This window comes from Niabella drilacis (assembly GCF_900101395.1).
GTDB lineage: Bacteria > Bacteroidota > Bacteroidia > Chitinophagales > Chitinophagaceae > Niabella > Niabella drilacis.
Genome location: NZ_FMZO01000018.1, coordinates 20757 through 47310, shown reverse-complemented (window position 1 = coordinate 47310; position 26554 = coordinate 20757). Strand labels below are relative to the sequence as shown.

The 26554-nt window shown below is 49.1% G+C and carries 27 protein-coding genes; 13 read left to right on the top strand and 14 right to left on the bottom strand.

Annotation, left to right across the window (positions count from 1 at the left end):
- Nucleotides 1-54 precede the first annotated feature (54 nt).
- The gene (locus BLS44_RS22220) at nt 55-816 is read left to right on the top strand and encodes an ABC transporter ATP-binding protein (RefSeq protein WP_090392569.1); all 762 of its coding nucleotides are present in this window, start codon (nt 55-57) and stop codon (nt 814-816) included.
- Here BLS44_RS22220 and BLS44_RS22215 read toward each other — a convergent pair.
- Nucleotides 813-2264, bottom strand: a complete 1452-nt coding sequence (locus tag BLS44_RS22215; protein WP_090392567.1) for an AAA family ATPase — start codon at nt 2262-2264, stop codon at nt 813-815. The genes BLS44_RS22220 and BLS44_RS22215 overlap by 4 nt on opposite strands.
- A 388-nt stretch (nt 2265-2652) precedes the next feature.
- Here BLS44_RS22215 and BLS44_RS22205 point away from each other — a divergent pair, with 388 nt between their 5' ends.
- The 7 genes from BLS44_RS22205 to BLS44_RS22175 all read left to right on the top strand — a co-directional run bounded on the left by BLS44_RS22205 (nt 2653) and on the right by BLS44_RS22175 (nt 8723).
- Complete coding sequence (locus BLS44_RS22205; protein ID WP_090392563.1) at nt 2653-3087, top strand: BamJ family beta-barrel-assembly machinery protein; 435 nt, start codon at nt 2653-2655, stop codon at nt 3085-3087.
- Between the two features lie 84 nt (nt 3088-3171).
- Complete coding sequence (locus BLS44_RS22200) at nt 3172-3699, top strand: YfiT family bacillithiol transferase (RefSeq protein ID WP_090392561.1); 528 nt, start codon at nt 3172-3174, stop codon at nt 3697-3699.
- On the top strand, nt 3699-4247 hold the full coding sequence (locus tag BLS44_RS22195) for an NUDIX hydrolase (protein ID WP_245729357.1): 549 nt from the start codon (nt 3699-3701) through the stop codon (nt 4245-4247). The genes BLS44_RS22200 and BLS44_RS22195 overlap by 1 nt, the downstream gene beginning before the upstream one ends.
- A 21-nt stretch (nt 4248-4268) precedes the next feature.
- Nucleotides 4269-4844 carry a pyridoxine/pyridoxamine 5'-phosphate oxidase gene (locus BLS44_RS22190; protein WP_090392557.1) on the top strand — a complete coding sequence of 192 codons (576 nt, stop codon included), beginning with the start codon at nt 4269-4271 and terminating at the stop codon, nt 4842-4844.
- A gap of 35 nt (nt 4845-4879) precedes the next feature.
- Nucleotides 4880-6307 (top strand): DHA2 family efflux MFS transporter permease subunit, encoded by a 1428-nt coding sequence (locus BLS44_RS22185; RefSeq protein ID WP_090392555.1) that lies wholly within the window; start codon nt 4880-4882, stop codon nt 6305-6307.
- Nucleotides 6308-6340: 33 nt separating this feature from the next.
- Nucleotides 6341-7162 carry an AraC family transcriptional regulator gene (locus tag BLS44_RS22180; RefSeq protein WP_090392553.1) on the top strand — a complete coding sequence of 274 codons (822 nt, stop codon included), beginning with the start codon at nt 6341-6343 and terminating at the stop codon, nt 7160-7162.
- A gap of 73 nt (nt 7163-7235) precedes the next feature.
- A complete protein-coding gene (locus BLS44_RS22175; RefSeq protein ID WP_143019892.1) occupies nt 7236-8723 on the top strand; it encodes a S41 family peptidase in 1488 nt (495 codons plus the stop codon).
- Between the two features lie 40 nt (nt 8724-8763).
- Here the strand turns inward: BLS44_RS22175 and carA are convergent, their stop codons facing one another.
- The 3 genes from carA to BLS44_RS22160 all read right to left on the bottom strand — a co-directional run bounded on the left by carA (nt 8764) and on the right by BLS44_RS22160 (nt 11070).
- Entirely contained in the window at nt 8764-9873 is a 1110-nt protein-coding gene (gene carA / locus BLS44_RS22170) for a glutamine-hydrolyzing carbamoyl-phosphate synthase small subunit (RefSeq protein ID WP_090392549.1), read from the bottom strand.
- A 119-nt stretch (nt 9874-9992) separates the two neighbouring features.
- Nucleotides 9993-10787 carry a queuosine precursor transporter gene (locus BLS44_RS22165; RefSeq protein ID WP_090392548.1) on the bottom strand — a complete coding sequence of 265 codons (795 nt, stop codon included), beginning with the start codon at nt 10785-10787 and terminating at the stop codon, nt 9993-9995.
- Nucleotides 10762-11070, bottom strand: a complete 309-nt coding sequence (locus BLS44_RS22160; protein WP_090392547.1) for a hypothetical protein — start codon at nt 11068-11070, stop codon at nt 10762-10764. The genes BLS44_RS22165 and BLS44_RS22160 overlap by 26 nt, the downstream gene beginning before the upstream one ends.
- Before the next feature lie 191 nt (nt 11071-11261).
- Between BLS44_RS22160 and BLS44_RS22155 the strand changes: the two genes are divergently transcribed.
- The 5 genes from BLS44_RS22155 (at nt 11262) to BLS44_RS22135 (ending at nt 17619) form a co-directional block, all read left to right on the top strand.
- Nucleotides 11262-13766, top strand: coding sequence for a YfhO family protein (locus tag BLS44_RS22155; protein WP_090392545.1), 2505 nt, complete (start codon nt 11262-11264; stop codon nt 13764-13766).
- On the top strand, nt 13763-14899 hold the full coding sequence (locus BLS44_RS22150; RefSeq protein WP_090392544.1) for a glycosyltransferase family 4 protein: 1137 nt from the start codon (nt 13763-13765) through the stop codon (nt 14897-14899). The genes BLS44_RS22155 and BLS44_RS22150 overlap by 4 nt, the downstream gene beginning before the upstream one ends.
- Nucleotides 14896-15582 carry an NAD-dependent epimerase/dehydratase family protein gene (locus BLS44_RS22145; protein WP_143019891.1) on the top strand — a complete coding sequence of 229 codons (687 nt, stop codon included), beginning with the start codon at nt 14896-14898 and terminating at the stop codon, nt 15580-15582. Before BLS44_RS22150 ends, BLS44_RS22145 begins: the two co-directional genes overlap by 4 nt.
- Nucleotides 15579-16757 (top strand): glycosyltransferase family 4 protein, encoded by a 1179-nt coding sequence (locus tag BLS44_RS22140; protein ID WP_090392540.1) that lies wholly within the window; start codon nt 15579-15581, stop codon nt 16755-16757. Before BLS44_RS22145 ends, BLS44_RS22140 begins: the two co-directional genes overlap by 4 nt.
- Nucleotides 16758-16884: 127 nt before the next feature.
- Nucleotides 16885-17619, top strand: a complete 735-nt coding sequence (locus tag BLS44_RS22135; protein ID WP_090392538.1) for a class I SAM-dependent methyltransferase — start codon at nt 16885-16887, stop codon at nt 17617-17619.
- 3 nt (nt 17620-17622) lie between these two features.
- Here BLS44_RS22135 and BLS44_RS22130 read toward each other — a convergent pair whose 3' ends face one another.
- From BLS44_RS22130 to BLS44_RS22090, 10 genes are all read right to left on the bottom strand, one after another.
- Nucleotides 17623-18561 carry a glycosyltransferase family 2 protein gene (locus BLS44_RS22130; RefSeq protein WP_090392536.1) on the bottom strand — a complete coding sequence of 313 codons (939 nt, stop codon included), beginning with the start codon at nt 18559-18561 and terminating at the stop codon, nt 17623-17625.
- Between the two features lie 13 nt (nt 18562-18574).
- A complete protein-coding gene (locus BLS44_RS22125; protein WP_090392534.1) occupies nt 18575-19591 on the bottom strand; it encodes a glycosyltransferase family 2 protein in 1017 nt (338 codons plus the stop codon).
- 11 nt (nt 19592-19602) lie between these two features.
- Complete coding sequence (locus BLS44_RS22120) at nt 19603-20343, bottom strand: cephalosporin hydroxylase family protein (RefSeq protein ID WP_090392532.1); 741 nt, start codon at nt 20341-20343, stop codon at nt 19603-19605.
- A gap of 5 nt (nt 20344-20348) precedes the next feature.
- Nucleotides 20349-21194, bottom strand: coding sequence for an NAD-dependent epimerase/dehydratase family protein (locus tag BLS44_RS22115; protein WP_090392530.1), 846 nt, complete (start codon nt 21192-21194; stop codon nt 20349-20351).
- Nucleotides 21191-22417 carry a class I SAM-dependent methyltransferase gene (locus BLS44_RS22110; RefSeq protein ID WP_090392528.1) on the bottom strand — a complete coding sequence of 409 codons (1227 nt, stop codon included), beginning with the start codon at nt 22415-22417 and terminating at the stop codon, nt 21191-21193. Before BLS44_RS22110 ends, BLS44_RS22115 begins: the two co-directional genes overlap by 4 nt.
- 35 nt (nt 22418-22452) lie before the next feature.
- The gene (gene rfbC, locus BLS44_RS22105; protein ID WP_090392526.1) at nt 22453-22977 is read right to left on the bottom strand and encodes a dTDP-4-dehydrorhamnose 3,5-epimerase; all 525 of its coding nucleotides are present in this window, start codon (nt 22975-22977) and stop codon (nt 22453-22455) included.
- The gene (gene rfbG / locus BLS44_RS22100) at nt 22974-24056 is read right to left on the bottom strand and encodes a CDP-glucose 4,6-dehydratase (protein WP_090392524.1); all 1083 of its coding nucleotides are present in this window, start codon (nt 24054-24056) and stop codon (nt 22974-22976) included. The genes rfbC and rfbG overlap by 4 nt, the downstream gene beginning before the upstream one ends.
- Nucleotides 24041-24817, bottom strand: coding sequence for a glucose-1-phosphate cytidylyltransferase (gene rfbF, locus BLS44_RS22095; RefSeq protein ID WP_090392522.1), 777 nt, complete (start codon nt 24815-24817; stop codon nt 24041-24043). Before rfbF ends, rfbG begins: the two co-directional genes overlap by 16 nt.
- A 185-nt stretch (nt 24818-25002) precedes the next feature.
- Entirely contained in the window at nt 25003-25125 is a 123-nt protein-coding gene (locus tag BLS44_RS27050) for a hypothetical protein (protein ID WP_262492878.1), read from the bottom strand.
- Nucleotides 25112-26545, bottom strand: coding sequence for an arabinose isomerase (locus BLS44_RS22090; RefSeq protein WP_090392520.1), 1434 nt, complete (start codon nt 26543-26545; stop codon nt 25112-25114). The genes BLS44_RS27050 and BLS44_RS22090 overlap by 14 nt, the downstream gene beginning before the upstream one ends.
- Nucleotides 26546-26554: the final 9 nt, after the last annotated feature.

Genomic DNA, 26554 nt, shown 5'->3' with positions numbered 1-26554 from the left:
TGTTTTGCAGCGAAGGTCGTCCTTTTTTGCCAACTTATTTGTAGTTTTAGCGCCATGACAACTCCTATTATTTCCGTACATGATCTTGTAAAGGATTATGATCAGTTCAGGGCGGTAAAAGGTATTTCATTTGAAGTGCAGGAAGGTGAGGTCTTCGGGTTACTGGGCCCCAACGGAGCAGGCAAGTCCACCACGCTGGAAATTATTGAAACGCTGCGCCCGAAAACGGGAGGGAGCGTAGTGGTGGCGGGTTATGACCTGGACCGGGACCCGGACCGGATCAAGGAGGTTATTGGCGTGCAGCTCCAGGCCAGCGGGTATTATCCGGGTCTGAACCTGGTACAGCTGGTTGAGCTTTTTGCCGGCCTGTACAATCAGCGGGTGCATGCAATGGAGTTGTTGAAAATGGTGAACCTGGAAGAGAAGGCCCGGGCAAAGTTCAAAGACCTGAGCGGCGGACAGAAGCAGCGGTTCTCCGTTGCCACCACGCTGATCAACAAGCCCCGGATCATATTCCTGGACGAGCCCACTACCGGCCTGGATCCGCAGGCGCGCAGGAACCTGTGGGAGCTGATCCGGAACATCAATACAGCAGGCACCACTATTATTCTTACCACGCATTATATGGATGAAGCCGAATACCTCTGTAACCGGATCGCTATCATTGACTCGGGTGCTATTGTGGCACTGGATACACCGGACCGGTTAATTGATAACCTGGTAGCAACGGGGTTTGAACGCCCCAGGGAAGTAAAAAAGGCAAACCTGGAAGATGTGTTTATTCATCTTACGGGTAAGCACCTGAGGGAGGGTTAGAGCGCCGGCTGAACCGGACGGAACAATACATCCATGGAGAGCTGGTGCTGGATGATACCGGCAAAGTCTTCCGTATTCCTGATCCCGTAAGTGGTCATCATACCCAGGAATACTGTTTTTCTTGTACCTGTATGTTCAATAAAAAGTTCCTGTTTGTTTAAGAGCTCCGAAAGGTATGCTTTTGTAAGCACAAACGTTTTGGCGGAGAACTTCATTTCAAAAAGGTTAATGCAACGGTCGCTGCGGTCCATGACAAGATCGATCTGTGCGCTCTTCCGGGCTGTTGCTGCTGCCCTGCTTCTCCAGATACTGTCTTTGGTATATATGCCGGAAATGCCCAGGGCTGCCTTTAGCTGTTCCAGGTGCTTCTGGCAAATGGCTTCAAAAGCATAGCCGCTCCAGCTTTTCCAGGATGCGGTATTGAACAGTTTGAGCCAGGTGCCCCTGCCGGTTTTTTTGTTGGCGGCAATAAATTTCAGGTAGAACAGTGAATACTCATCCGTTAGTTTGTAAATACCGTTCTTGACCGTTTTCCCAAATGGTACATAGGATGTAATAAAGCCGGATTCTGCCAGCTCATCAAGCGTTTGTGTAATACCCCCGCCGGATGATAACCGCAGTGTATCGATGATCTCGTTTCTGGTCAGCCCCGAGGGTTTTCCTGCAAGTGCTTTTACAATAGCGATATGATGCTGGGCGCTGTCGAAACGGGAACGATAAAGATTATTGAATTCATTGGCCAGGTAGCTGTCTTTTGAAAAGCAGACCCGGTCAATTGCCTGCACAGCGCTTTCGCCGCGCTTTACCTGCTTCAGGTACTGGGGCACGCCGCCCATTGCCATGTACAGTTGCAGTACCTGGTACCGGTCCAGTGTAACGTGCTGCGCGCGGAAAAAAGCTTCGGTTTCCGCCAGGGAAAAGGGCCGCAGGCGTATCTGACGGGTGATCCGGTTGTGCAGGCCGCCTTTGTTTTGCACCACCCTGCGGATCATCCAGGAAGCGGCAGAGCCGCAAATGATCACAATAAGATTTTTTTGCCGGGAGGCCCAGCTGTTCCAGAAGTTCTCAAAGGCCGGCATAAAGCCGGACCGGGGCGAATCCATCCAGGGAAACTCATCAAAGAAGAGGACCTTCTTCCTTTTTTTTATTTGAGGTTGAATATATTTAATGAGCTGCTGAAATGCCTGCAGCCAGTTCCCTGGTATCGGTATCTTCTTTCCGGGAACCGTTTTCAGGAGGCAGTCTTTAAAATTTTCCAGTTGTTCCTGCAGGGAGGCGTTGTGCAGGCCGGACACCTCAAAGAGGATGTCGTTTTCGAAAAAGTTATGAACCAGGTAGGTCTTACCGATCCGTCTTCTTCCATAAATGGCTACCAGTTCTGCCTCTGGTGTGCCTGCAATGTCTGAGAGGAGCTGGGCTTCTTCTGCTCTCCCGATGATGACTCCCATGTTCTATATTTCGCCAAAAGTATAAAAAAAATACAGTTTTGGCGAAATATGATTTTCTATCATGTTTGCCGGATGGCTGAAGCAGGCAACGCCTGCTGATGATATTGTCTGAAGCGGGCTTCCTGTAAAATGCTTCGAAGTTACGGCGTAGCGATGCCCGGACGCTTTTGAGCAGGAGCAGGAAGGATATTTATAATTCGCCAAAAATGAATAAAAAAGCAAGTTTTGGCGGAATATAAAATTTCTCTTAACGGGTTGCTATTCGGGAGAGCGGCCGCGAGGTCTTTTTTCGTAAATACCCCGGTGCCGGGCAGCGCCTGTTCCGGTCTCTTTGGACGGGATTTGTTATCTTTGGGGTTATTTAGTTTCGATAGTATAAAAATATACCATGGGATTACAGGATAAACTGAAAGCATTTATGAATAATAAAATTGAGGCGCAGAAAGAAGAAGGCCGGAAATTCCTTGAGGCAAATAAAGATAAGGATAGCGTGCAAACCCTTCCGGAAGGGATCCAGTATGAGGTGGTCAAAGAAGGCACCGGGAAGCAGCCAACCGTTCATCAGTCGGTAACTGCGCACTACCGGGGTGCCTTGCTGGATGGCACCGAGTTTGACAGCTCTTTTAAACGGAACCAGCCCTTTACGGCGCCTTTGAAGGCGCTCATCAAAGGATGGCAGATCGCTATTCCCCTCATGAAAGAGGGCAGTCACTGGCGGCTGTGGATCCCCTCTGACCTGGCTTATGGCGACAGGGGCGCGGGCAGGGATATACCGGGCGGCGCCACCCTGCTGTTTGAAGTGGAACTATTGCAGGTGCATTGAGGCCCTGAACAGTGTGTATTTGCAGGGTTAAATGTTGACAGGGCCATACGTTGTTCATGATTTTTTTGTCATCAATATCGGCTTATGATCGAAAATCAATACCCGATCGGGACATTTGAAGCAGGCCCGTTTACGGCCGGCGTAAAGCGGGAGTGCCTGGGAGCCATACGCTATTTGCCCAATATGCTGGAGGCTGCCATTATGAACCTCAATGAAGCGCAGTTGCAAACGCCTTACAGGGAAGGGGGATGGACCGTGCATCAATTGGTGCATCACGTTGCCGACAGTCATATAAATGCCTATACCCGGTTTAAATTGGGATTAACGGAAGAGCGCCCGGTCATTAAACCCTATGATGAAAAAGCCTGGGCGGGGCTGGGTGATGTGCAAACGTTGCCCGTGAATCTCTCGGTTACGTTGCTTTATGCATTGCATGCGCGGTGGTATGCAGCAATGGATAACCTGGATGATGCGCAATGGATGCGGGCGCTGGTGCATCCGGCTACGGGAAGCGCCCTGCCTTTATCCTATTATCTGCAGCTGTATGCATGGCATGGCAAACATCATGTGGCGCAGATCAATTATTTAAGAGAAAAACAAAAATGGCAGTAATGAACTGGAAAACGCTTTCATCCGAATACCTGTTTAAAGATCTTTGGTTTACTGTGCGCAGGGACCGGTGCGAAACACCGGAGGGGAAAATAGTAGACCCTTATTATGTATATGAATTTCCTACCTGGGTTACGGCATTTGCCCTTACGGAAGATAACCAGGTTTTGCTGGAAACCCAATACCGGCATGGGATAGGGGAAACGCATTATGAGATCCCCGGCGGCTGTGTAGATGATACGGATGCCAGTCTTGAGGCGGCTATCCGGAGAGAGCTAAAAGAAGAAACCGGTTACGAGTTTTCGAAGTACGAGTACCTGGGCAAAACCTGTGCAAATCCTTCTACTAATAATAACTGGATGCATATGTTCCTTGCAACAGGAGGCCGTAAAACGGGAGCGCAGGAGCTGGATGCCAACGAGGAGATCGGGGTGGAGCTGGTATCAATGGAGCGGTTTAAACAAATGTTCCGGGATAATGCGTTTATCCAGTCGATGCATGTTACCTGTATGCTGTACGCGCTTCAACGGCTGGGCGCATTGCAGGTTTGACCTGGCCTTAAATAACCGGTTATGGATCCGCTGAAATTATTTGAAGAGTGGTATAAAGAAGAAGCCGCCGCCTCAGGTGCTGTACTTCCGGGGGCCTGCTGTTTAACCACTCTGGGCCTGGATGGGTTCCCGAACAGCCGCTTTGTTTCATTGAAGGAAGTAAGAGACGGCTGTTTTATTATTACAGGGCCGATGGATGCACGGAAGGGGAAGGAGATTGCGGCAAACCCCAAAGTAGCGCTGGCTTTTTGGTGGCCGGCTACTCAGCGCCAGGTGAGGATACAGGGGGTGGCAACGCCCGTATCCCCGGAAGCCGCAGCGGCATATTTTGCCGGGAGGGATATTGCTGCACAGCTGGTATCGGCGATTTGCGAACAGGGGAAACCTGTGACTGATTACGATACAATGCGGCAACGGTTTTTTAAAGCATTGGATGCGCAGGGAGATGCGGTGGTTGCACGCCCGGCAAACTGGGGCGGGTATGCTATTACGCCTTTGCGGATTGAATTAATGCTTTTTTCCGACACCCGGTTACATGACCGTAATTATTTTGAGCAAAAGGATGGCCGGTGGGCACATCAGAAATTGCAGCCCTGAAAATAACGTTCCGCAACATATAAAATGCTTATGTTTTGGCAACAGAAAATTCACCCGTAGTTTACCGGTTCCTGCCCTGGATAGCGGCGCTTGCGATCTTTATGCAATCGCTGGATGGCACTATTCTCAACACCGCCCTGCCTTCCATCGCTGCAGACCTGCACCGGTCGCCACTGAGCATGCAGTCTGTCATTGTGAGCTATGTGCTGATCCTGTCATTGCTGATCCCGCTCAGCGGGTGGATGTCGGATCATTTTGGTTCCCGGAAAATCTTCATCTGGGCAGTAGGATTGTTTACCCTGGGCTCTTTGCTCAGTGCCTTTTCCACCAGCCTGACAGCATTGATCCTTTCCCGCGTGGTACAGGCCATTGGCGGCTCTATGATGGTGCCCGTGGCAAGGCTGGCCATTCTTTACACCTATTCCAAGGATAAGCTGCTGGGGGTTATCAATTTTATTACCATACCGGGATTGGTGGGGCCTATTATCGGACCCACACTGGGCGGGTGGCTGGTAGATGTAGCCAGCTGGCACTGGATTTTCCTGATCAATATACCGGTGGGTATCATCGGTATGGCCTTTGCATGGAAGGTAATGCCCAACTATATTTACCGGGGTAAGCCTTTTGATTCTGTGGGAATGCTGCTGTTTGGAGGCTCGCTGGTTTGTATTACCGTTGCAATAGAGCTGGGATCCGAAAAGCTGGTAGAGGGCTGGTACCTGGTAGGGATCGCTGTACTGGGTGTCGTATTGATGCATGCCTATTACCGGCATTTTAAAAGACAAAAATACCCGCTGATCGACCTGCATCTGATCCGGATCCGTACATTGCGTATTGGCGTTTTTGGGAACCTGCTTACGCGTTTGGGGATCGGCGGTATGCCCTTGCTGCTGCCCCTGCTTTTCCAGGTGGGCTTTGGGCACACGGCGATGGTATCCGGTATGATGCTGATCCCATCGGCGATCACCACCATTATGGTAAAGCCCTGGGTAGTGCCTATTGTACGACGGTTTGGTTACAAAAAAACGCTTATCGTAAACACGATGCTTATTGCTGCGGTGATTGCGCTTTTCTCCATCCCGGATGTGCATACCCCTTTGCCGTTGCTGATCCCTTACCTGGTGTTATTTGGTGCGGTAAATTCCATCCAGATGGCTACAATGAATACCCTGGCTTTATCGGATCTTAACAATGAGAATGCGAGCATGGGCAACAGCCTGTTGCTGGTGATGCAGCAGTTGTCGATGAGCCTGGGCGTTTCGGTAGGTGCCTACCTGTTATCAAAATACGGGAGCGCTTCCTGGATCAGGACCGGGGACGCTGCCATGGTGTTTAAGTATACTTTTCTTACCATGGCGGGTATTACAGCACTGGCCGGACTGATCTTTCTCCGGCTGAAAGCTACGGATGGCAGCGCCCTGGCCGGGCCGACCGGTGAAAAACAGGGCGGGCCTTCTATTTAAAAAATCAATAAATTAGGGGTATGATAAAGCGTTATGCTGTTTGATACCTATAAGATACAGGATCCGGAGCTTGCATCATATATACAATATGTGCTGTTTAATTATTCGGATCATATGATGGAGCAGCAGCTGATCACTTCTTTTGCCAATAACAATATCTGCCTGGGTATCATTAAAGAAAAGATGATGATCGGCAGTTCCGATCGTATAAAGCGGGCAGCGCCAAAAGCCGGCATCCATTCCTACCTGTCGGGCATGTACCTGCAGCCGCATTGTTTTGGGCTGTGCGGCAGTTTTGATGAGATCTGTATCGACTTTACACCATTGGGTTATTACCGGTATTTTAAGATCCCGCTCAGGACCTATGTTTTCGGGGAAGACGTGCTTGCGGAGGCATGGGGAAAACCGGCTCATGGTTTCTTTGAAGGCGTTTTTTCAGAACAGGATTTTCAGCAGAGAGGATGCATGATCGAAGCCTTTTTAAAAGAAAAGCTACTGGTTGTTACGCAACCGTTCCTGCAGCAGTGTTTTTATTACATCCATGGTGTTAAGATCAGCAGCTTAAAGGAACTGGCTGCCCGGCTTCGTTGTTCCGAAAAGCGGATCGTAAGAACTTTTACAGCTCAATTTGATATTACCCCCAAGGATTATTTCAGGATACTCCGCTTCAGGAATGCCTTACAGCTTATGAGCAGGTGCCGCGGAATGAAGCTTACACAGATCGCCTATGAGGCAGGGTTTTATGATCAAAGCCATTTTATAAAAGATATAAGATTCTTTACCGGGAAAACACCCGGGTATTTATCGGATGACTTGTATGATATTAAAAATGATGTGATCGTTGCCCTGAGATAGGCCCTGTCCGTTTTTTACAATTTAAAGTTCCCCGGAAGCGGTTAATTTGCCAAAAGCAGTTAAAAAATATTTTATGATACTCAAACAGCTTGTTGTTTCTTTCGGGCTCATTTTTTTTACCGTTGCCGTTTTTGGACAGTCCTGCGATTGCAGGGCCGGTTTTGATTGGATGAAGAAAACCTTTGAACAGAACGATGCCGGTTTTCAGTACATTATTGATAAAAAGGGTAAGGGGGCTTATGATTATCATAACCTGCAGATACAGGAGAAAGTGGCGAAGGCAAAAACCTATGAGGAATGCCGGCAGGTAATGCGGGAATGGTTGAATTTCTTCCGCCGGTTTCATTTGAGCATCAGCCTCGGCGATTCTGTGCAAAGGATATCCGATGCGCTGCAGGAGGCCGAATTACAGAAGGCGTTTCGGCAGGTGGCTCCGGAGCTTATAAAGCAGCATGAAAAGATCCAATGGGACGATACCTACTGGAATACGTACCTTAAAAATATTAAGGAGCCGGGCTTTGAAGGGCTTTGGTTCTTTTCGCCTTTTTACAAGGTTGCGATCGTAAAAAAAGGAACAAATTATGTGGGCTACATTCTTGAAGGGCCCAAAGAAGCACCGTTGCAAAAAGGAGCTGTTAAGCTGAAAATTTATCCCGTGGGTAACGGGTATAAGAGCACGATATACGGCGGGAATCTGAAGCAATATGACAGTGCCGCTGTAAAATGGCTGAATGATCGCTTTATGCAGGTGGGGAATTTTTATTTTCAGAAATTAGATCCTCTTTACCCGGATTCGCCGGAAAAAGCAAAGTATGATCATTTTTTACGGTCACGAACTCCTTTGCTGGAGCGGCTTTCAGCCCATACGGTTTACCTGCGGCTACCCGGGTTTAATATCAGCCAGAAGCGCGCTATCGACAGTTTGTTGAAAGCGAATGATCCCGTTATCAGATCGGTTCCGAATTTGATCGTTGATGTAAGGGACAATGGCGGGGGCGCAGATGATTCTTATGCGGAGCTTATGAAGTACCTGTATACGAATCCCATGCGGGAAATGGCCGTTGAAACGTATGCTACACCATTGAATAATCAGCGGCTGCTGGAATATGCCAGGGATACCAACTTTAGTGAACAGCGAAGAAAAAGTTTTTTAAAGGAGTATGAAGATCTGGAGCAGGCTGTTGGGAAATTTGTATTGTTAAATAAAAGCAGCGTATCCATCAGCCACAGAGATACGGTATATCCCTTTCCGCAAAGAGTTGCCATGATCATTAACGGGGCAACGGGGAGCTCTGCCGAACAGCTGCTGGTGGATGCCAAACAAAGCTTAAAGGTAAAACTTTTTGGCACTTCCACTTTAGGATCGCTCGATATGTCGAACATGACGGAAGCCGCATCTCCGGGCAATGAATTTGTGCTTACGTATGCCACTACCAAAAGCCTCCGGCTGCCCGGTTTTATGGTTGACGCTTCCGGCATCCAGCCGGATTATTTTATAGATGAAAGTATTCCGGGGATCGGCTGGATCCCTTTCGTACAGCAGACCCTGGAAGGAAATTAACAATCCTCAATAAAAACGCCCCGTTTCCGGGGCGCCTGTCTTAATTATTTTTTGACTGTTTGATGAGGTTGATAAAATCGTCGAACAGGTATCTCGAGTCGTAGGGGCCGGGCGTGCTCTCCGGGTGGTATTGAACGGAGAACGCTGGTTTGCCTTTGATCCGGATGCCTTCGATGGATTGATCGTTCAGGTTCACATGGGTGATCTCTACCAGTTCCGAGTTCCTGACTGAATCCGGGTCCACACCAAATCCATGATTCTGAGTGGTGATCTCTGATCTGCCTGTAATAAGGTTCTTTACAGGATGGTTCAACCCGCGGTGCCCGTGGTGCATTTTAAAAGTAGCAATACCATGGGCCAGCGCCAGTAACTGGTGGCCCAGGCAGATACCAAACATCGGTTTTCCTTCGTCCAGGATCTGTTTCAGCTGCTCTACGGCATATTCCATCGCCGCAGGGTCGCCGGGACCGTTGGATATAAAGTATCCATCGGGATTAAACGCTTTTACTTCTTCAAAAGATGTTTTGGCCGAGAATACTTTAACAAATGCGCCCCGGTCGGTCATGCATTTGATGATATTGCGTTTGATCCCGTAATCCATCACGGCAATACGGATACCGGCCTGCGGGTCACCGGACTCGTATACCTCCTGTGTGCTTACTTTGGAGGCCAGTTCCAGGCCGTCCATCGAAGGTACTGCTGCCAGGCGTTTTTTAAGCTCCTCCACATCAAAGATCTCGGAGGAGATGATGCAGTTCATTGCGCCCTTGGTGCGCACGTGCGCTACCAGCGCCCTTGTATCCACATCATGGATGGAAACAATATTGTTTTTTTTCAGGTACTCATCCAGTGAGCCGTTGGCCCTTTTACGGGAGTAATTCTCGTTCAGGTTTTTTGCGATCACCCCCAGGATCTTTACGCTGTCTGACTCCACGTCCTCATCAATCACTCCGTAGTTTCCTACATGCACAGCGTTCATGATCACGATCTGGCCGTAATAGCTGGGATCTGTAAAAACTTCCTGGTAGCCCGTCATACCGGTATTGAAACAGATTTCACCGGTAGTAGTGCCAATGGCGCCAAAAGCTTTTCCGGAACAAACGGTTCCGTCTTCTAAAAGTAAAATTGCGGGTGATTGATTATCAGACATTTATATTAGTTGGAGATTAAAAAAATCACGCGAAGATAAGCCGAAAAGTTGAAACGTGGACAGGTGGACCGGTTGAAAAACGGATATGTTGAAAAGTTGACAGGCCAATGGCGGCAAAATCAATGTTTCATGGCATCCTGTTTTATAGAAGCCGCCAGCTCGGTCCCCAGGTATTTTTCAATAGCATTATGAACCCAGTAGATCACCGGGGTCATGATAATGGCTACGATGAATTTATAAATATAATTCCCCACGCAGATGCTGAGCACCAATACCAGGCTCCAGGGCTCTCCCTGGTTTGCAGAAACCCTCGGTCCTATGTAAAAAGCAATGAAGAGCACCAGGAAGCTGTCTACCAGCTGGGAAACAAGGGTAGATCCCGTGGTCCGGAGCCAGATGGCTTTTTCGCCGGTCGCTCTTTTGATCCGGTGAAAAACGGCAACATCCAGGATCTGCCCCAGCAAAAATGCGCTCAGCGATCCGATAATGATCCAGGAACCCTGGCCCAGCATTACCCTGTAGGCATGGTCGGCATTGGGAACGTTGTTTTTGGTGAAATTTGCTACCCAGAAGTCGGCGGGAGAAAGTGATATGGCGCCCTGGAACATCAGGAAGGTATACCCGATCAGCGCCGCTGCCAGGTAGGACAGGAACCGGACTCCTTTCATCCCGTAATACTCGTTGATGATATCCGTCATAATAAAGACCACCGGCCACAGGAGCACGCCAGCCGTAAGGTTGAAGGAAAAGGCGTTGCCAAAGAGGTTCAGGTTAAAAGGAGGAATGCCGATCGTTTTTTCCAGTGAAAATATTTTAACCCCGATCACTTCGGCGATGATGGCATTGGCAACAAAAAAACAGCCCAGCAGGATAAAGAGCTTTGTGGGCTTATTTCTGGTGATAGTATGGATCATTAATATAAAATGTGTATGCAAAAATAAGGAGGAGGCAGGCGATATTAAAAAAGATCAGCCACCGGGGAACAATGCTGCCTGGTTTCCTGCCGGTGATCCAGCAGATCAGATAAATAATGTTGATAAGAGGGATCAGGACCAGCCCCAGCGCGTATCCGGAGGTAATAATAGAGGAGCTGACCGTTTCGCCTTTATTCCATTCATTAAACAGGAGGGAGAAGGCCAGAATCACGGTAATACCACACAGAAACCCGACTTTTGATAAAAATATTAACCAGCGCATCAACTAATTTCTTGTAAAATAGCATTATTTTGCCCAAACTTAAAAGGTTTAGTGTCTGAAGTTTGAAGTTTATGATTTGAGGTTTGGTGGATGCCCGGGGCGGCGTTCCGGTTCCGGATTTTTATATCCTGGTACTCAATTCCCGAATCTTGAAACCTCAGTTTCTGGCAATGAACAATTAAAAAGAACGCATGAAAAGTAATTGGGTAAAAAAAGTAGTTCCGCATGTTATTGCTGTCGGCATTTTTGTAGTGGTATCACTGGTGTTTTGCAAGCCGGTGCTGGAGGGGAATGTGCTGAGCCAGCATGATATTATCGGCTGGAAAGGGGCGGCGCAGAACGCTTTGGACGTAAAGGCAAAAACCGGTACATTACCCCTTTGGAATACCAACCTTTTTAGCGGGATGCCCAATTACCAGATCTACCTGGTTGGGAAATCGGTGCTGCCCGATCTTACCAAAGTTTTTGGACTGGGGTTACCCAACCCGGCTAATTTCCTGTTCATAGCCTGTATTTGTTTTTACATTTTGGGGCTGGCAATGAGGCTGAACCCGCTGACAGCGGTACTGGGAGCACTGGCTTATGGTTTTGCTACCTATAACCCCGTGATCCTCCAGGCAGGACATGAAACAAAGATGTACGCAATCGGATTTATGCCCCTGTTGCTGGGAGGATTGCTGCTGATCTATAACAAGCGGTACTGGATCGGGCTGGCGGTGGCTACCCTGGGGGCTTACCAGGAGCTGATGTCGAACCACCCGCAGATCAACTATTATTTTTTTATTATAGCGGTATTTGTTACTGTGTTTTATGTGGCACGGTGGATCCGGGAAAAGGATTTTAAGCAGATCGGTGTAGCTATTGTGCTGAGCGGGGTGGCTGCCCTGGTGGGGCTGGGAGCCTACTACCTGAGTTATGCGGCTACCAAAGAGTATAATGATTTTACCATCCGGGGTGGAAAAACGGTGGAGATAAAAGGAGACCAGGTCACTAATAACAAAACCTCCGGGCTGGATGAAGACTATGCCTTTGCATACAGTATGCGGATGCAGGAGCCATTGGTACTTTTGATGCCCAAGGCAGTGGGGGGCGCCAGCATCGGGGACGGTACGGAGGTGATCGGTGAAAATTCCAAAGTGATTGAAAAATTATCGGAGCAGGGCGTACCGGCGCAGGCTACCGCACAGCTTGCCAATTTACCTATATATTGGGGCGGAATGATCAACGCCAAAGAAGTAGGTACAAACGGCCCGCCCTATGTGGGCGCCCTTATCTGTTTACTGGCTTTAGCCGGCTTTGTGATCGTAAAGGGGCCGCTGAAATGGGGGCTGCTGTCTGCAACAGCACTGGGTATCATTATGAGCTGGGGAAGCTTTTTCCCCGGAATAAACCTGTTCCTGCTACATAACCTGCCATTGTACAATAAGTTCAGGGCTCCTTCTATGGCCCTTGTTATTCCGCAGCTGGCATTAGCCGTGATGGCGGCCGTGGCCGTGCAAAAGCTGTTTTTCTCGGCAGATGGAAAGGACATCTTAAAGCAGCATTTTAAACAGATCCTGTATGTGTTCGGCGGGCTGATGGGGGTGATCGTCCTGGTTTACCTGGGACAGAGCTATACCCCCGGGCTGGCGGAAACCATACTGACCGGCAGTGGTTTTGATAAGAGCAATCCCAGCCTGTATCCGGCCGTGGTAGCGGGCCTGAAAGCCGACCGGCAGGCCCTGTTTGGCGGGCAGCTGCTGCGTACACTGGCTTTTATGGCATTGTTGCTGGGCGTTCTTTATTTCTATCTTAAAAATGCATTAAAGCCGGCTATTGCGGCGGTTATTTTAGGACTTGTTCTTTTTGTGGACCTGTGGTCGGTTGACAAGAAATACCTCCCGGATGAAGTATATGTTCCCAGGGACAGCAGTGATGCGATGGCTTTTGCAAAAACGCCGGCTGATGAGCAGATCCTCCAGGATAAGGACCCACACTTCCGGGTGCTGAATTTTGTGGAAGCCATGAACGGGAATCATACCGCCTATTATCATCGTTCCGTATTGGGGTATCATGCGGCCAAGCTGCGTATTTACCAGGATATCATTGACCGGTATTTTAGCACAGGGCAACCTCCTCAGGAGCTGTTGAACGCGCTGGATACAAGGTATATTGTTACGCAGAACCAGCAGGGACAGCTGGTAACGATTCCCAACCCCGGTGCTTATGGTGCAGCCTGGTTTGTAAAAGGGCTGAAACCGGAAGCCGATGCGGCCAGTGAACTCCAGGCGATCGGTTCCACGCAATTACGCGATACGGCAGTGGTGCCACAGGCTGCGGTGGCTGCTATCGGAACCTTACAGGCCGATACGACCTCCCGGATCCAGCTTACAAAGTATACCAACGATGAGGCTGAATATACCACTACCAGCAATACACCCCAGTTTGCCGTTTTCAGCGAAGTGTACTACCCGGCAGGATGGAAGGCCACTATTGACGGAAAAGACGCCCCCATTGTTAAAACGAATTATTTTATGCGGGGAGTAGCTGTTCCGGCAGGAAAACATACGGTGAAACTGGTGTTTGCACCGGAGACCGTTCAAAAAGGTCTTACAATTTCTTATATAAGCTCCATTTTGGTAATGATCCTGGTGCTGGGCGGTTTTGCCCTGCAATGGTGGTCGGATCGAAGGAAAAGCAATAAAGCAGTGGTTTGATAAAGATCGCATCCCTGGTTCCGTATAAGATCGTTCCTCCCGTAACAGGGGGGGAGAAGGCTGTTTATTATTTTTGGAAACACCTTGCGGCCGGTAGTGCGCTGACCTGCTTTACGGTAGTGGAAAATGAGCCGTTAAGCGCGTTGTACAGCACGGCCCCCGTTTTAGGAAGCAGCCGGAATAAATTCCGGTACCTGAACCCGCTGCTTTTTTTCAGGCTGCGGCGTTTATTGAGGGAGCAGGGGATCCGCTACCTGGTGCTGGAACATCCTTATTTTGGCTGGCTGGGCATATTACTGCAACGATTTGCGGGGATAAAGCTCATCGTCCGCTCTCATAATATCGAAGGACTTCGGTTCCGGGATCTGAAAAAGTGGTGGTGGAAGCTGTTATCCTGTTATGAAAAACAGGTACACCGGCTTGCGGATCTGAGCTTTTTTATTACGCCGGAAGACCGGGATTTTGCGTTACAGTATTACTCCCTGCTACCGGAAAAATGTATGGTTGTGCCTTATGGCATTGAATTGGTTCCTGTTGCTGCGGAAGCCAGGCGGGAAGCTAAGCGTACTTTATGTAACGAACTGGGTATTGATACAGACACGCGTCTGATACTTTTTAATGGTACGCTCAGCTATGGCCCTAACCTGGATGCAGTAACGGCTATTTTAAGATCGATCAATCCTTTGCTGCGGCAGCAGTTCTCAGGGGCCTACAGGATCCTCGTTTGCGGAAAAGGGCTTCCTGATGCACTGGTACAGGAAATGAAAGCACAGGAGCAAAAGGACATCCTGTACCGGGGGTTTGTGAAAGATATACAGCTTTATTTTTCGGCGGCAGACCTGTTTATTAACCCGGTTGCCGAGGGAGGAGGTATCAAAACAAAGCTGGTGGAGGCATTGGGCAGCAACACCCCGGCCGTGTCGTATCAGAAAGGCGCTTTTGGGGTGCCACAGGAAGTCGCCGGCACGCAGCTCCGGGTTGTTGCGGACAGGGATGACCGGCAATTTGCAGCAGAGATGGTGGCGGTGCTGGAACAGGAAAACGGAGTGATACCCCCCGTATTTTATGATTATTTTCGCTGGGATAAAATAGCCCGGCGGGCGATGGATACAATAGAAAAGATAAACACATGATTGTAGGAAATGGTATGATCGCAAGGCGGTTTTCGGTTTATCAGGAGCGGGACGATTTTGTTGTGTTCGCGTCGGGCGTATCTAATTCAAAAAGTCAGCGGGATGCAGATTATGCCCGTGAGATGGAATTGCTGCGGGCAACGCTTGCAGCGCACCCGGAAAGACAGCTGGTGTATTTCAGTACCTGCAGTATCTACGATCCAACGGAGCAGTCCGGTCATTATGTGCAGCATAAGCTCCGGGTGGAGGACTATATCCGCCGCAGCGCCGCGAGGTTTTATATCTTCAGGGTCTCAAACGTGGTAGGCCCCTCCGGTAATCCCAATACTATTTTCAACTATTATATCAACCATATACGGGCCAGTACCAATTTTGATGTATGGGCACATGCTTCCCGTAACCTGATTGACCTGGATGATGTTTTTGCCGTGGCGGACCATATCCTGAAACAGGGCCTCTATCGGAACCAGACCACGAATATTGCAAACAAAGAGAGTTACCCGGTGCTGGCTGTTGTAAAGACCATTGAACAGTTCCTGCAGCAGGAGGGGAGCTACACACTGGTAGAAAGGGGCAGCTCGTTTGACATTGATGTGTCTGCTATTGCCGGAATTTTAGAGGAGCTTCAAATCGGTTTCGGACCCGGCTACCTGGTCCGGTTACTACAAAAATATTCCGGATGAGCAAGTACCAGGCCGCCGTACGAAAAAAACAGCGGGAACTGGTACTGATGTACCCGTTTGTACTGCTGGGAAAGATCGCCGGTCATTTGTTCCGGCTCAAGACGCGGCACCGGCACTTTTTATTTTTCCCGAGTGCAGATATCGGCGGCTCCATAAAAGTCAACGCAGATATAACAGCGTGTATCGCAAATGAAAAACCGCTGATCATTTTCAGTAAAAAGCCCCGGAATAATAAATTCCTTCCACTGTTTCAACAGGAGGGTGTGCGGATCATTGACCTGCATAAGTATATTGACAATAAGCTATACCATTTTGTGAACTTCTTTTTCAGGGGGGTGCTGGCATCCTGGATCAACAGGGCAGAGCACCCGGTTGTTTTTGGAGGTGAGTCGCTTTTTTTTTATAAGATCATTCCGCATGTAAAAAAAGGAACAAAACGTATAGAACTCTGTCATTTGAATACCTGGTTCCCTTTTTCACTGGGTTTTATTGATGATATGGACCAGCGTATTTTTAGCACGCCGAAAATTAAACGGGATGTGGAACGGCAGTATACCGCCAGCCGGTTGCCTCAAACGTATTATGACCGGCTGCTTTTTATTGACAATAAAATTGACATTCCAGCTTTACAGCCGATGAATGACCGCCTCCCGTTGCAGGTATTGTTTGTAGGGAGGGGGGCTCCTCAAAAAAGGGTACACCTGATCGCTGCCATAGCAAAGGAGCTGCACCGGAAAGGGGCGGCGGTACATTTTTCTTTTGTGGGGGATGTGGAAGCCATCATTCCGCCTGAGGTAGCCGCCTGTTGTACCCTGCATGGGCAGATCACCGATGCAGCTGCACTGCACCGGGAATACCAGCAGGCAGATGTGCTGATCCTTACTTCTGCTTACGAGGGCCTGCCGCTGGTGGTGATGGATATGATGGCCCGGGGCAAAGTGGTGTTGTCGACAAATGTGGACGGTATTCCTGATTACATAACCGATAAAGAGAACGGGTTGCTGATTACAGAAACAACGGAGCCGGGCATTGTGAAGCAGGGTGTACAGCTGCTGGAGTGGCTGATCCGCCATCCGGAGGAACGCAGGCGTATAGGGGATAATGCGTATACCTATACCCAGTCTCATTTCAGCAAAGAAGTTTTTGATAAAGCGTACCGGCAGTTGTTACTATAGATCTTCCCGGAAGTGTATCGTGTAAAACCCATTGCGAACTGCTGCCTGGGAGTGGCTTAATAACCGGCAATGATGTTTTAGCCAATCCATGTTAAATTTGAACCTGTTTGTTTAAGAACAAAGTACAATGATGCAGTATAATAAAGAGCTTGTATACAAAGAATTCAGACCGGCGTTCCCGTGGTTCCCGAATGTAGACGGGTTCATTCCGAGAACCAATATCCTGGACCATATCACTCATGCCATGGGGGCATTCAGCGGTATCTTGCTGGACGTGGGCTGTGGCTATATGCCGTATCGCAGGTATATTGAAGCCAGCGCCACTATCGACCGGTATATGGGTATGGACCTGGAAGATGCCACTACCTATAAATCGATAAAGCCCGATATTACCTGGGATGGTTATACCATACCATTGCCGGACAACAGTGTGCACTCTGTATTATTGACCGAAGTGCTGGAGCATTGCCCGTACCCGGAAAAAGTTTTGTCTGAAATATACCGGGTCCTGCATCCCGGCGGAAAAATTGTTTTTACCGTTCCGTTTGTATGGTACCTGCATGAGGCGCCGTTTGACTTTTACCGGTATACCCCCTATGCGATCAATAAAATGATGAAAGATTGTCGTTTGTCTGTAGCGGAATTATACGCCTACGGGGTAAACACCCAGGCATTGATGCATGCGTATGCTATTTGGCTGAAGAGAAGCTCATGGCCTAAAGCGATACGTTTTTTACTTTATTTGCTTTCCCTGCCCGTGATGATGCTGGCCTGGTATTCCGGTAAAAATAAAAAGATCCGGGAATTTAAGAACAACCAGATGTTTTCCGGATTGTGCGGTATCGCTTTTAAGCAGGGATGACCGTTACCGGATCTTTTTTCTATTCCGGATATAATGCAGGAACATCAGCGCTTTTGATGCAAAGCTGTTGTTCAGCAGGGCACGCGGTATCTTTGATTGTGTGCGGATCATAGCAGTAATAACGGGATGTATGGGCCCGTTATAACCATATTGCTTTATACGATCCTGGTTGGTGATATTAAAGTTGCGGATAAACCGCCAGTTATAATCATATACCAGCAGGTTCTTCAGTTTGGCGATACCTGTTTTTTCAAGAAAATAGAAATGCTCGGGAACTTCAACGTCCCCCACATTTTTTGTATAGGCGGTTACCTGGGTATCGCTGACGTAAAATTTTATAAGCGGTTTGTTGATATAAACGAGCCGGTCGGTTTGCATTCTCCGCTGGTACATGTCAATGTCTACCAGCCATTTTAGCCTGGGATCGTACCAGTGCCTGCCGTCGTTACGGTGCAGTGTTGTACTGGGCGGCCCAATAAAGTTGTGCGCTACGATTACAGAAGGCTCTTTTATTGTTTGCATTATCCTGGTTTTCCCCGGGAACATTGAGCGCTCCTCATTATTGTGCTCGTATACGTTGTTATACGCGGAAAAAATAAATGCACCATCATTTGCTTTTGCACAGGCAGCAAATTGCTGCAAGGCGTCTGCACCTGCAAACCAGTCGTCATCGTGCATTAATTTGATCCATGCTCCCTTTGCCTGCCTGATAGCCGCGTTCCAGTTGGATGGCGTGCCCAATGGTATTGGGTTTTTATGGTAGGTTAAATGCCTGATCCGGCCATAAGATGCGCAAAGTTCCTGAACCGTATCATCCGGGCTGTCATCGGTAACGATCACTTCATAGTCCTCAAAATCCTGTGCGGCGATGCTATCCAGCAATCTTTTCAGGTACTGCGGGCGCTGGTAAGCGGGTATACAAATGGAAATAAAAGGCTGCATGTAATAACGGGTATTAATGTTTTTTCAATGACAGCAGCAGCTTAAACAAGCCGGGGTACCGGTATTTGATATAAAATTTATATTTCCATTTACGGATGTTTTTATTGAAAAAACCTTTGTTCAACAACTTTTTGAAGGCTTTTTTCTGGGCCGGCGTTTTCATGGCACGGGCGATCTGTAAACTGTACTCAACCCAGGACCGGCCGGAGAAGTTCCATATTTTGGGTTTTAGGTTTTCCCAGCTTTCCAGGCCGTTGAGCTGCCCTTCGAGGTAGTTATAAAACCACTGGGGGGTGTGTATGTATTTTTGCTCAAGCCTGAAAATGTCGTACCCAAAATTATTGCCATGAACAACCTGCCCGCCCATTGTTTTGTTGATGAAAACCATTCCCTGCCTTGAACCTGCCGCAATAACAAAAGCATGATCTGTTAACAGCTCGCTCCCGTAATCGGGCATTCCTTTGATCTGGAGCATTACCGAACGCTCTACCATTAAACAGCTCCATAAAAGAAAAGTGCCCGAGAAAAAGCCATCCAGGTAGGCGTTGGCAAAGTCTTTTCCCGGTATGGTCCTTACAGTATTTTCTTCCATGGTGCCCAGCAGGTGAGAGGTGACACCCACCGGCAGTGCCAGTGTTTGAGCCGCAAATTCATTTTCGATCAGCCAGTCGCCACACCCGCCGTAAACGCCAAACCCGGGATGGTCATTCATGAGCGTTACCAGGTCTTCAAGCATGTGCGGGTAAGCGGGGTCGTCATCCGTGATCATTACGATAAAAGCCCCTTTCGAACGCTGCACGCTGGCATTAAAGCTGGCCACCATACCCAGGTTGGTCTCATTGGAAAAATAGCGGACGCGGGGATCTGCCACCGCCGCTGCGGCGGCCTGCCCGGACCGGTCTGTATCGTTATCGGAAATAACGATCTCAAAGTGCGGATAAGTTTGCCGGAGGAGGCCCTTCAGCTGCGCCGTCAACAGGTCCGGACGCTTATACGTGCTCATGCAAAAACTGATCAGCGGCTGTTCCATTTCGTTCACGGTTATTTAACCCTTTTTAAGTACCCGCGCGGTGCCACGCTGATCTGGATCTTATTGTCGATGTCCTTATTGATCTCAAACTGATCGTTTTCGGCTAAAAAGGCATCTACAGCAGTCATGGGGTTATTGCCGGTGCTCCAGGGGCGGGTGATGCCCGGGATATAATTGTCGGGCAGGTTTTCAACGATGGTGTCAAAAACGACTATATAGGAGTTGAGGGAAACCAGGGGCGCATAAAGGCGCAGCTCCTCCAGTACATGTTCATGGGTATGGTTAGAGTCCAGCACCACCAGCACTTTTTCCTTGCCGGCAGCAGCCTCGTATACAAGGTTTGCGGTTGCCTGGTCCACGGATGAACCCTGGATCATTTTGATCCGTTTATACATCGGGTGCGCTTCGATGGCTTTACGGTTATGCTCGCGGATATCGATATCGATGCCTAAGATCTCGCCTTTGCCGGTCAATTCCAGCAGGGAGGCATAAAAAACCAGGGACCCGCCATGGGCAATACCGGTTTCGATGATCAGGTCCGGCTGAATTTCCCAGATCAGTTCCTGCATGGCGATCATGTCCTGGGGGTACTGGATGATGGGGCGCCCCATCCATTTAAAGTTATAGGAGTACTGCGCTTTGTTGGATTCCGTATTAAAGGCAGCAGCGGCAGTTCTTAATGCTTCGTTCTGCTCATAACTGTTTACTCTGTCCTTACATTCCTGTATAAATTCCTGTATCGGGTTGCTCATCGATTTTATTTGATTGATTTTAATTTACTGTTGTCGCCCCAAAAATGCATGGGCTCAAAATCAGGATATGGGTAAAAGCCCAAATTTAGCTGAATCTTCTGGTTTTTGGATCGCAGGTGATCCAAAACGAATTGTTTTACCGTTACGGGCCTGTTGCCGGATATATTGATAATACCCGTAACTTCCTGCTGCAAAGCCACTTTTACAAGGGCCTCGGCTACTGCTGTTACCGGCATAAAGTCCCTTGTTTGTTCCCCGCCGCTCATATTAAATACCGGCGCGCCCGCTTCCAGCGCTGCATCCAGCTGCGGAAGCAGGGACCGGGAGTTCTGGCCGGCGCCATACATATAGAACAGGCGTGTCCATTTAATACAAAATGGTTTTTCGGTTTGCAATTTTTCCAGTTCTTTTCTTAATAGATCCTTTGCTATTGCATAAGAGTTGCCCGGCCGGGCGGGCATGGTCTCATCGAGCCGCCCTTCCTGCATCCCATATTCGAAACAGGTGCCGGTAACCGTAAGATCGCCCAGACCGTGTTTGATGAGGTTGGAGAGGAACTGTTTGTGAGCAGGAAGATTTTCCTCCAGATGAAAGGCTTCTTTATAATTGGGCAACCCTTCCCATGCCAGGTGAATGACCGCGTCCGGTTGCTCAAAATAGGCGTAAAGATCACGTTCCCCGTTTTGCTGATGCAGGTCAAAGGATTGAACCCGGATGCGGGGATGATCAAAGAGGCCGGTACGGCTGATGTGCCGGGATGTGGCTATAATATCTACGTCCTGCTTCAGCAGGGACCGGACAACGTATTGGCCGATGAACCCCGTAGCTCCTGTAACGAGTACCTTTCTCATGTGATCTGCAATGAAGGGATGGCGGTTACAAATTGTCCGCCCCAATCTTTAATATAGGCCAGCTGTTTCGTGATCTCTTCTTTCAGGTTCCAGGGCAGGATCAATACAAAGTCCGGCCGGGCCTGTTTTAACTGCGTTTCATTTACTACGGGAATGTGACTGGCCGGAAGGTACTTCTCCTGTTTGTGTGGATTGGCGTCTACCACAAAATCGATCAGGTCGTTTTTTATACCGCAGTAGTTCAGCAGGGTATTACCTTTGGCGGCGGCACCGTAGGCGGCAACCGTTTTCCCGGATCTTTTCTGCTCCAGCAGGAACAGCAGCAATTGCTGTTTGATGCCGAATGCCCTTTCCTGGAAATCTGAATAGTACGGCATGCCCTGCAATCCCTTTGCCCTCTCTTTTTCAAGCAGTGCGGCTACCTGCGCACCAACCGGGCGGCTATGGTCTTCCTGGTGCCGGGCATAGATGCGCAGTGATCCGCCATGGGTTGGCAGTTCTTCTACATCAAAGAGCTCCAGGCCGGCGGCTTCAAATATCTTTTTCACCGTATAAAAGGAGAGGTAAGAGAAATGCTCATGATAAATGGTATCAAACTGGTTGTTGTCTACCAGCTGCATCAGGTGCGGAAATTCCATCGTGATCACCCCGTTTTCCTTTAACAGGATCTTCATACCTCCAACAAAATCTACAATATCCGGCACATGGGCCAGCACATTATTGCCCAGCAGGAGGTCGGCTTTCCTGCCTTCGGCTACCAGCCGGCGGGCCAAACGTACGCCAAAAAAGTCAACAACCGAGGGAACCCCTTTTTCCGAAGCAGCGGCTGCAGTATTGGCAGTAGGCTCCACACCCAGCACGGGTATGTTTTTCTCTTTAAAGTACTGCAGCAGGTACCCGTCGTTGCTGGCAATTTCCACAACAAGGGACCCGGTAGTGTAGTGAAACCGCTCCTGCATTTTTTCTACATAGGCCCGCGCATGCGCCAGCCAGCTGGTAGAGTAGGAGGAGAAATACACATAGTTGCTGTCAAAAATGGCGTCCGATTTTTTATATTCATCCACCTGTACCAGGAAGCACTCCGGGCAGGTATATACTTTAAGAGGGTAGAAGGTTTCGGGCTCATCCAGGGCTTCCTTTGTTAAAAAAGAATTGGAAGCCGGCGAGTTGCCCAAATCAATAAATACGTTGCTCAGTTCAGTTTTACAAAATCTGCAATTCATAATTTCTTTTTTCAAAAATATTCCGGTTCCCGTTCTTATAACAAGGGATGCTGCAGGTCCCGCTCCGATATTTCAACTGCTTTCAGCGGCCATTGTATACGGAGCTTCGGGTCATTATACCGTACGCCCGATTCTGCCGCCGGTGTATAAAACTCCGAATGGCAGTATACCAGCTCCACATCATCTGTAAGCGCCTGAAAGCCATGTGCAAATCCCTCCGGTATATAGAGCATTTGTTTATTGGAGGCGGAGATCTCGGCTCCAAACCACTGCAAATACGTTGCCGAGTTTTCCCGCAGGTCCACTATAACGTCAAAGGCGGCGCCTGCTATACAACGCACGAGCTTGATCTCTGCATAAGGCGGCTGCTGAAAATGCATGCCCCGCAGGGTCCCTTTCAGGGCTGTGTAGGAATGGTTCATCTGTACCCATTCTTTATGATGGCCGATCTCTGCAAAGCTGTTCCTGCAAAAGGTGCGCATGAACCATCCGCGGTGATCGCCTAAAACCCTGGGAGTAACCAGGAAGCTGCCGGACAAAGGTGTGGGGGTAAATATCATAATGCCATGTACCGGTTGATCTGGTGGAATGTAAAGGACGCAGCCGCGGCGGCGGGCTGCCGGTACCAGTCGATGGTCCAGTTAACGGCTTCTTTTGCCGTTAATTTTGGGCGCCAGTGAAGCTGCCGTTTCGCTTTTTCTATATCTAACTGCAACAGGTGGGCTTCATGTACGGCCTGCGGGTTGCTGTTATCTTTCCAGGTGCCGCCGCCCCATGCGGCAATGGCCTGTTCGGCCAGCTCTTTTACGGTGAGATGATCAGCCGGCTCTGGTCCGAAATTATAAGCGCCGCTATAAGCCGGCTCCCGGTGCAGCTGTGAAGCCAGCAGCAGGTAGCCTCCCAGCGGCTCCAGTACATGCTGCCAGGGACGTACCGCCGCGGGGTTGCGTACCAGGATCGTTTGCTGGTTTTTTAATGCGGTTACAATATCCGGCAGGATGCGGTCTTTGCTGAAATCGCCGCCACCGATCACGTTGCCCGCTCTTACAGAGGCCAATGCCTTCTGATGGCTGCTGTAGGCGGCTGTATTAAAAAAAGAATTCCGGAATGAGGCAACTACCAGTTCTGTACAGGCTTTGCTGGCACTGTAAGGATCATAGCCGCCTAAAGGATCTTCTTCTTTATAGAGGATATCCTGCTCTTTATTGTCGTATACTTTGTCTGTGGTAATGATCAGCACTGTACATTCCCCGTTTACTTTTTGCAGGGCTTCCAGCAGGTTGGCAGTGCCTGTAACATTTACTTCAAACGTTTCTGCGGGAATGTCGTAGCTCCGGCGCACCAAAGGTTGCGCCGCCAGGTGAAAAATATAATCGGGCTGAAAGGCCGCTATTTCATCCGCCAGCTTTGCTTTGTTGCGTATATCGGCAATAATACTTTCACTGGCTGCGAATGGTTGCGTTACATTAAAGATACATTGTTCATTTTCCGGTGCCAGGGCATATCCTTTTACCCGGGCGCCAAGCTCCTTTAACCACAAAGCCAGCCAGGTGCCTTTAAAACCGGTATGCCCGGTGATCAGCACTTTTTTGCCGGAGTAGGCTGTGGTCAGGGTTGTCTTATTTACCACACTTTCCATTTTGCGTTGTTGTTTTGCCAGAGCGTTTCCAGTTCGATCTTATCCCTCAATGCGTCCATCGGTTTCCAGAACCCGGTGTGCCGGAATGCGGCCAGCTGTCCGTCGTCCGCCAGCCGTTCCAGAGGCTCGTCTTCCCACATCATATTGTCCATATCGCCCTGCAGGTAGCCGAAAACTTCCGGCTTCAACACAAAGAAGCCTCCGTTGATCCACTTACTTTCGTCCTTGGCTTTTTCACGAAAGGCCGCTACATGGTCGTTTGCATCCAGCTCCAGGCCGCCAAAACGGGAGTCCATCTGGATGGCGGTAACAGTTGCAATTTTATGGTGCTGCTGATGATAGCGGAGTAGCTGCGGGATGTTCACATCGCTGACCCCATCGCCATAGGTGAGCATAAAATCTTCATTGCCGATATATTTTTGTACCTGTTGCAAACGGCCGGCGGTTTTGGTAAGGGTGCCGGTTTCGACCAGGGTTACCTTAAAGTGCTCACTGGCGCTGGCATGGTAGGCGATCGAGTTGCTGGCAAGATCAACGGTAAGGTCGGCATTGCGCAGAAAATATTGTGTAAAATATTCCTTGATGACATAGCCTTTGTACCCGAGGCATACGATAAATTCATTGAACCCGTAATGGCTATAGATCTTCATAATATGCCAGAGGATCGGTTTTCCCCCGATCTCCACCATTGGTTTGGGCCGTACATCGGTTTCCTCCGATAAACGGGTGCCCAATCCGCCTGCAAAAATGACTACTTTCATATTGATGCTGATTAAGAGCCTGTTTAAAGGGAACAAAAATAATTGTTCTTAGGGTGAAAACCGTTAGTTTCGGGCTCTTATATAAAATAGCCGCATAAAATTTGCACCCGCCGCACTCTTTTGGGGTTTCAGCCTGGGGGCGGTTATATGTTTGATGAACTTTCTTTGGTCCCTGGTTTAAAGTTTCATGTTTCCGGCCAGTTCATGTTCCTGCCCAATGCGCCTTCACCATTGCCTTTTGACACGCCTGGATCCTGTGTTACACTTACTACAGAACCTGCATTTTCAAATTTATCAGGTAGCCACATTGGTTACTTCAATATTTAAAAGTTTGCCCAGTTTTTCGATTTTGGAAGCAATATGCCCGATTCCTACGGCACAATGGTGTGCCGGTCCGTGCGCGTTCCAGTTATTTACAAAATTTCTTGCCCCGGACGGGAACCGGTAGCGGCTGTTGGTATTACCGATCTGTAAAATGGGGCCGGCTACGGATTCTGCCTCGGCTACCAGCAGCATCAGTTTTCCTTCTGTTGTTTCTACTACTGAAAGTAAGGTTACTGGACCCTGCTTTACGCTCATTTCAACGGATAGCCCTTTGCCTACTTTCCCATGGTATACCACCAGCGGGCGCACTTTTGTTTTACCCTCGGCAATTGCCAGGTGACCCGGGCCATCATGTCCCATCAGCACCACATCGTCTTTAAAGTCCATGGCATAGTATTCCGTAAAGGATCCGCCGGCGCCAAAGCTATCCATGATCTTCATGGCCTGGGCATTTTTTATTTCATACTCACCGGCAACCGGGATCCCCCTGGCCGTGAGCAGGGAGTTGCCCAGGATGATGGAGCTCATGGTGTCTTCATTTTCCGTATTTCCCGTGCCTTTATAATAGTAGGCGATAGAACCGAGCTGGTAATATGCTACGAGCTGGTCCAGTGCTACCGATGTTCTTGCAGCCCGTTCTAACTCGCTCTCCAGGCAATCCGGCTGCACCTCAAAAGCTTCCCTGAAAAGCGCTACCCGGTTGGCAACGGCCTTATCCGGAACATGCTTGCGCAATGCAGACAGCTCATCTACTTCCAGCAGTTCCATATGCCCGCCAAAACTGGCATACTGCCGGGTGAGGTCGGTATAAATATCCAGCATGCCGCTGTAATAATGCCCCAGGCAGCCCAGCCGGTTGTGGGCCATCGTATGCGCCACTTTTGCGGCGTCAACCCATTCCTGTATCTCAAGCCAGCAGGCTTCATCTTCGTGCAGCATACCGGTTACCTGGTGAAAAGGTATCCCTGTGCGCTTAAACACGTTCGCTATCTCGGGCACGGGGCAGGCGGAACACCAGGCCAGCCATTCGCCGGTCATTTGGGTGCGGTCATTCATGGCATTGAAACTGTCATAGTCAATATGTGCCCCGGGTGAGAGATTTAAAATGATGACCGGTACTTTTGCGCGCTGTACCGCAGGCAGCACGGTGGAAGAAAGAGCATAGGTGGTCACGTAAAGGAAGATGAGCTCGGTTTCTTCCCTGCGGAACAGGCTGCCGGCGGCAAAAGCCTTGTCTGCAGTGTCTACCAGCCCTGCATTGATGACTTTGGTATGCATAGCGGTAATCTTTTCTTCTACAATACCAAGGTACCCTTCCAGCCGTTGCTGCAGCCCTTCAAACTGGTCCCAGTATGCATCCAGGCCAATACCCAATAACCCGATTTTTAAAACAGTAGATTGCATATGTTGTTT

Coding starts and splice junctions, on each gene's coding strand:
- BLS44_RS22220 (WP_090392569.1), top strand. CDS start 55: ATGACAACTCCTATTATTTCCGTACATGATCTTGTAAAGGATTATGAT.
- BLS44_RS22215 (WP_090392567.1), bottom strand. CDS start 2,264: ATGGGAGTCATCATCGGGAGAGCAGAAGAAGCCCAGCTCCTCTCAGAC.
- BLS44_RS22205 (WP_090392563.1), top strand. CDS start 2,653: ATGGGATTACAGGATAAACTGAAAGCATTTATGAATAATAAAATTGAG.
- BLS44_RS22200 (WP_090392561.1), top strand. CDS start 3,172: ATGATCGAAAATCAATACCCGATCGGGACATTTGAAGCAGGCCCGTTT.
- BLS44_RS22195 (WP_245729357.1), top strand. CDS start 3,699: ATGAACTGGAAAACGCTTTCATCCGAATACCTGTTTAAAGATCTTTGG.
- BLS44_RS22190 (WP_090392557.1), top strand. CDS start 4,269: ATGGATCCGCTGAAATTATTTGAAGAGTGGTATAAAGAAGAAGCCGCC.
- BLS44_RS22180 (WP_090392553.1), top strand. CDS start 6,341: ATGCTGTTTGATACCTATAAGATACAGGATCCGGAGCTTGCATCATAT.
- BLS44_RS22175 (WP_143019892.1), top strand. CDS start 7,236: ATGATACTCAAACAGCTTGTTGTTTCTTTCGGGCTCATTTTTTTTACC.
- carA (WP_090392549.1), bottom strand. CDS start 9,873: ATGTCTGATAATCAATCACCCGCAATTTTACTTTTAGAAGACGGAACC.
- BLS44_RS22165 (WP_090392548.1), bottom strand. CDS start 10,787: ATGATCCATACTATCACCAGAAATAAGCCCACAAAGCTCTTTATCCTG.
- BLS44_RS22160 (WP_090392547.1), bottom strand. CDS start 11,070: ATGCGCTGGTTAATATTTTTATCAAAAGTCGGGTTTCTGTGTGGTATT.
- BLS44_RS22155 (WP_090392545.1), top strand. CDS start 11,262: ATGAAAAGTAATTGGGTAAAAAAAGTAGTTCCGCATGTTATTGCTGTC.
- BLS44_RS22145 (WP_143019891.1), top strand. CDS start 14,896: ATGATTGTAGGAAATGGTATGATCGCAAGGCGGTTTTCGGTTTATCAG.
- BLS44_RS22140 (WP_090392540.1), top strand. CDS start 15,579: ATGAGCAAGTACCAGGCCGCCGTACGAAAAAAACAGCGGGAACTGGTA.
- BLS44_RS22135 (WP_090392538.1), top strand. CDS start 16,885: ATGATGCAGTATAATAAAGAGCTTGTATACAAAGAATTCAGACCGGCG.
- BLS44_RS22130 (WP_090392536.1), bottom strand. CDS start 18,561: ATGCAGCCTTTTATTTCCATTTGTATACCCGCTTACCAGCGCCCGCAG.
- BLS44_RS22125 (WP_090392534.1), bottom strand. CDS start 19,591: ATGGAACAGCCGCTGATCAGTTTTTGCATGAGCACGTATAAGCGTCCG.
- BLS44_RS22120 (WP_090392532.1), bottom strand. CDS start 20,343: ATGAGCAACCCGATACAGGAATTTATACAGGAATGTAAGGACAGAGTA.
- BLS44_RS22115 (WP_090392530.1), bottom strand. CDS start 21,194: ATGAGAAAGGTACTCGTTACAGGAGCTACGGGGTTCATCGGCCAATAC.
- BLS44_RS22110 (WP_090392528.1), bottom strand. CDS start 22,417: ATGAATTGCAGATTTTGTAAAACTGAACTGAGCAACGTATTTATTGAT.
- rfbC (WP_090392526.1), bottom strand. CDS start 22,977: ATGATATTTACCCCCACACCTTTGTCCGGCAGCTTCCTGGTTACTCCC.
- rfbG (WP_090392524.1), bottom strand. CDS start 24,056: ATGGAAAGTGTGGTAAATAAGACAACCCTGACCACAGCCTACTCCGGC.
- rfbF (WP_090392522.1), bottom strand. CDS start 24,817: ATGAAAGTAGTCATTTTTGCAGGCGGATTGGGCACCCGTTTATCGGAG.
- BLS44_RS27050 (WP_262492878.1), bottom strand. CDS start 25,125: ATGTGGCTACCTGATAAATTTGAAAATGCAGGTTCTGTAGTAAGTGTA.
- BLS44_RS22090 (WP_090392520.1), bottom strand. CDS start 26,545: ATGCAATCTACTGTTTTAAAAATCGGGTTATTGGGTATTGGCCTGGAT.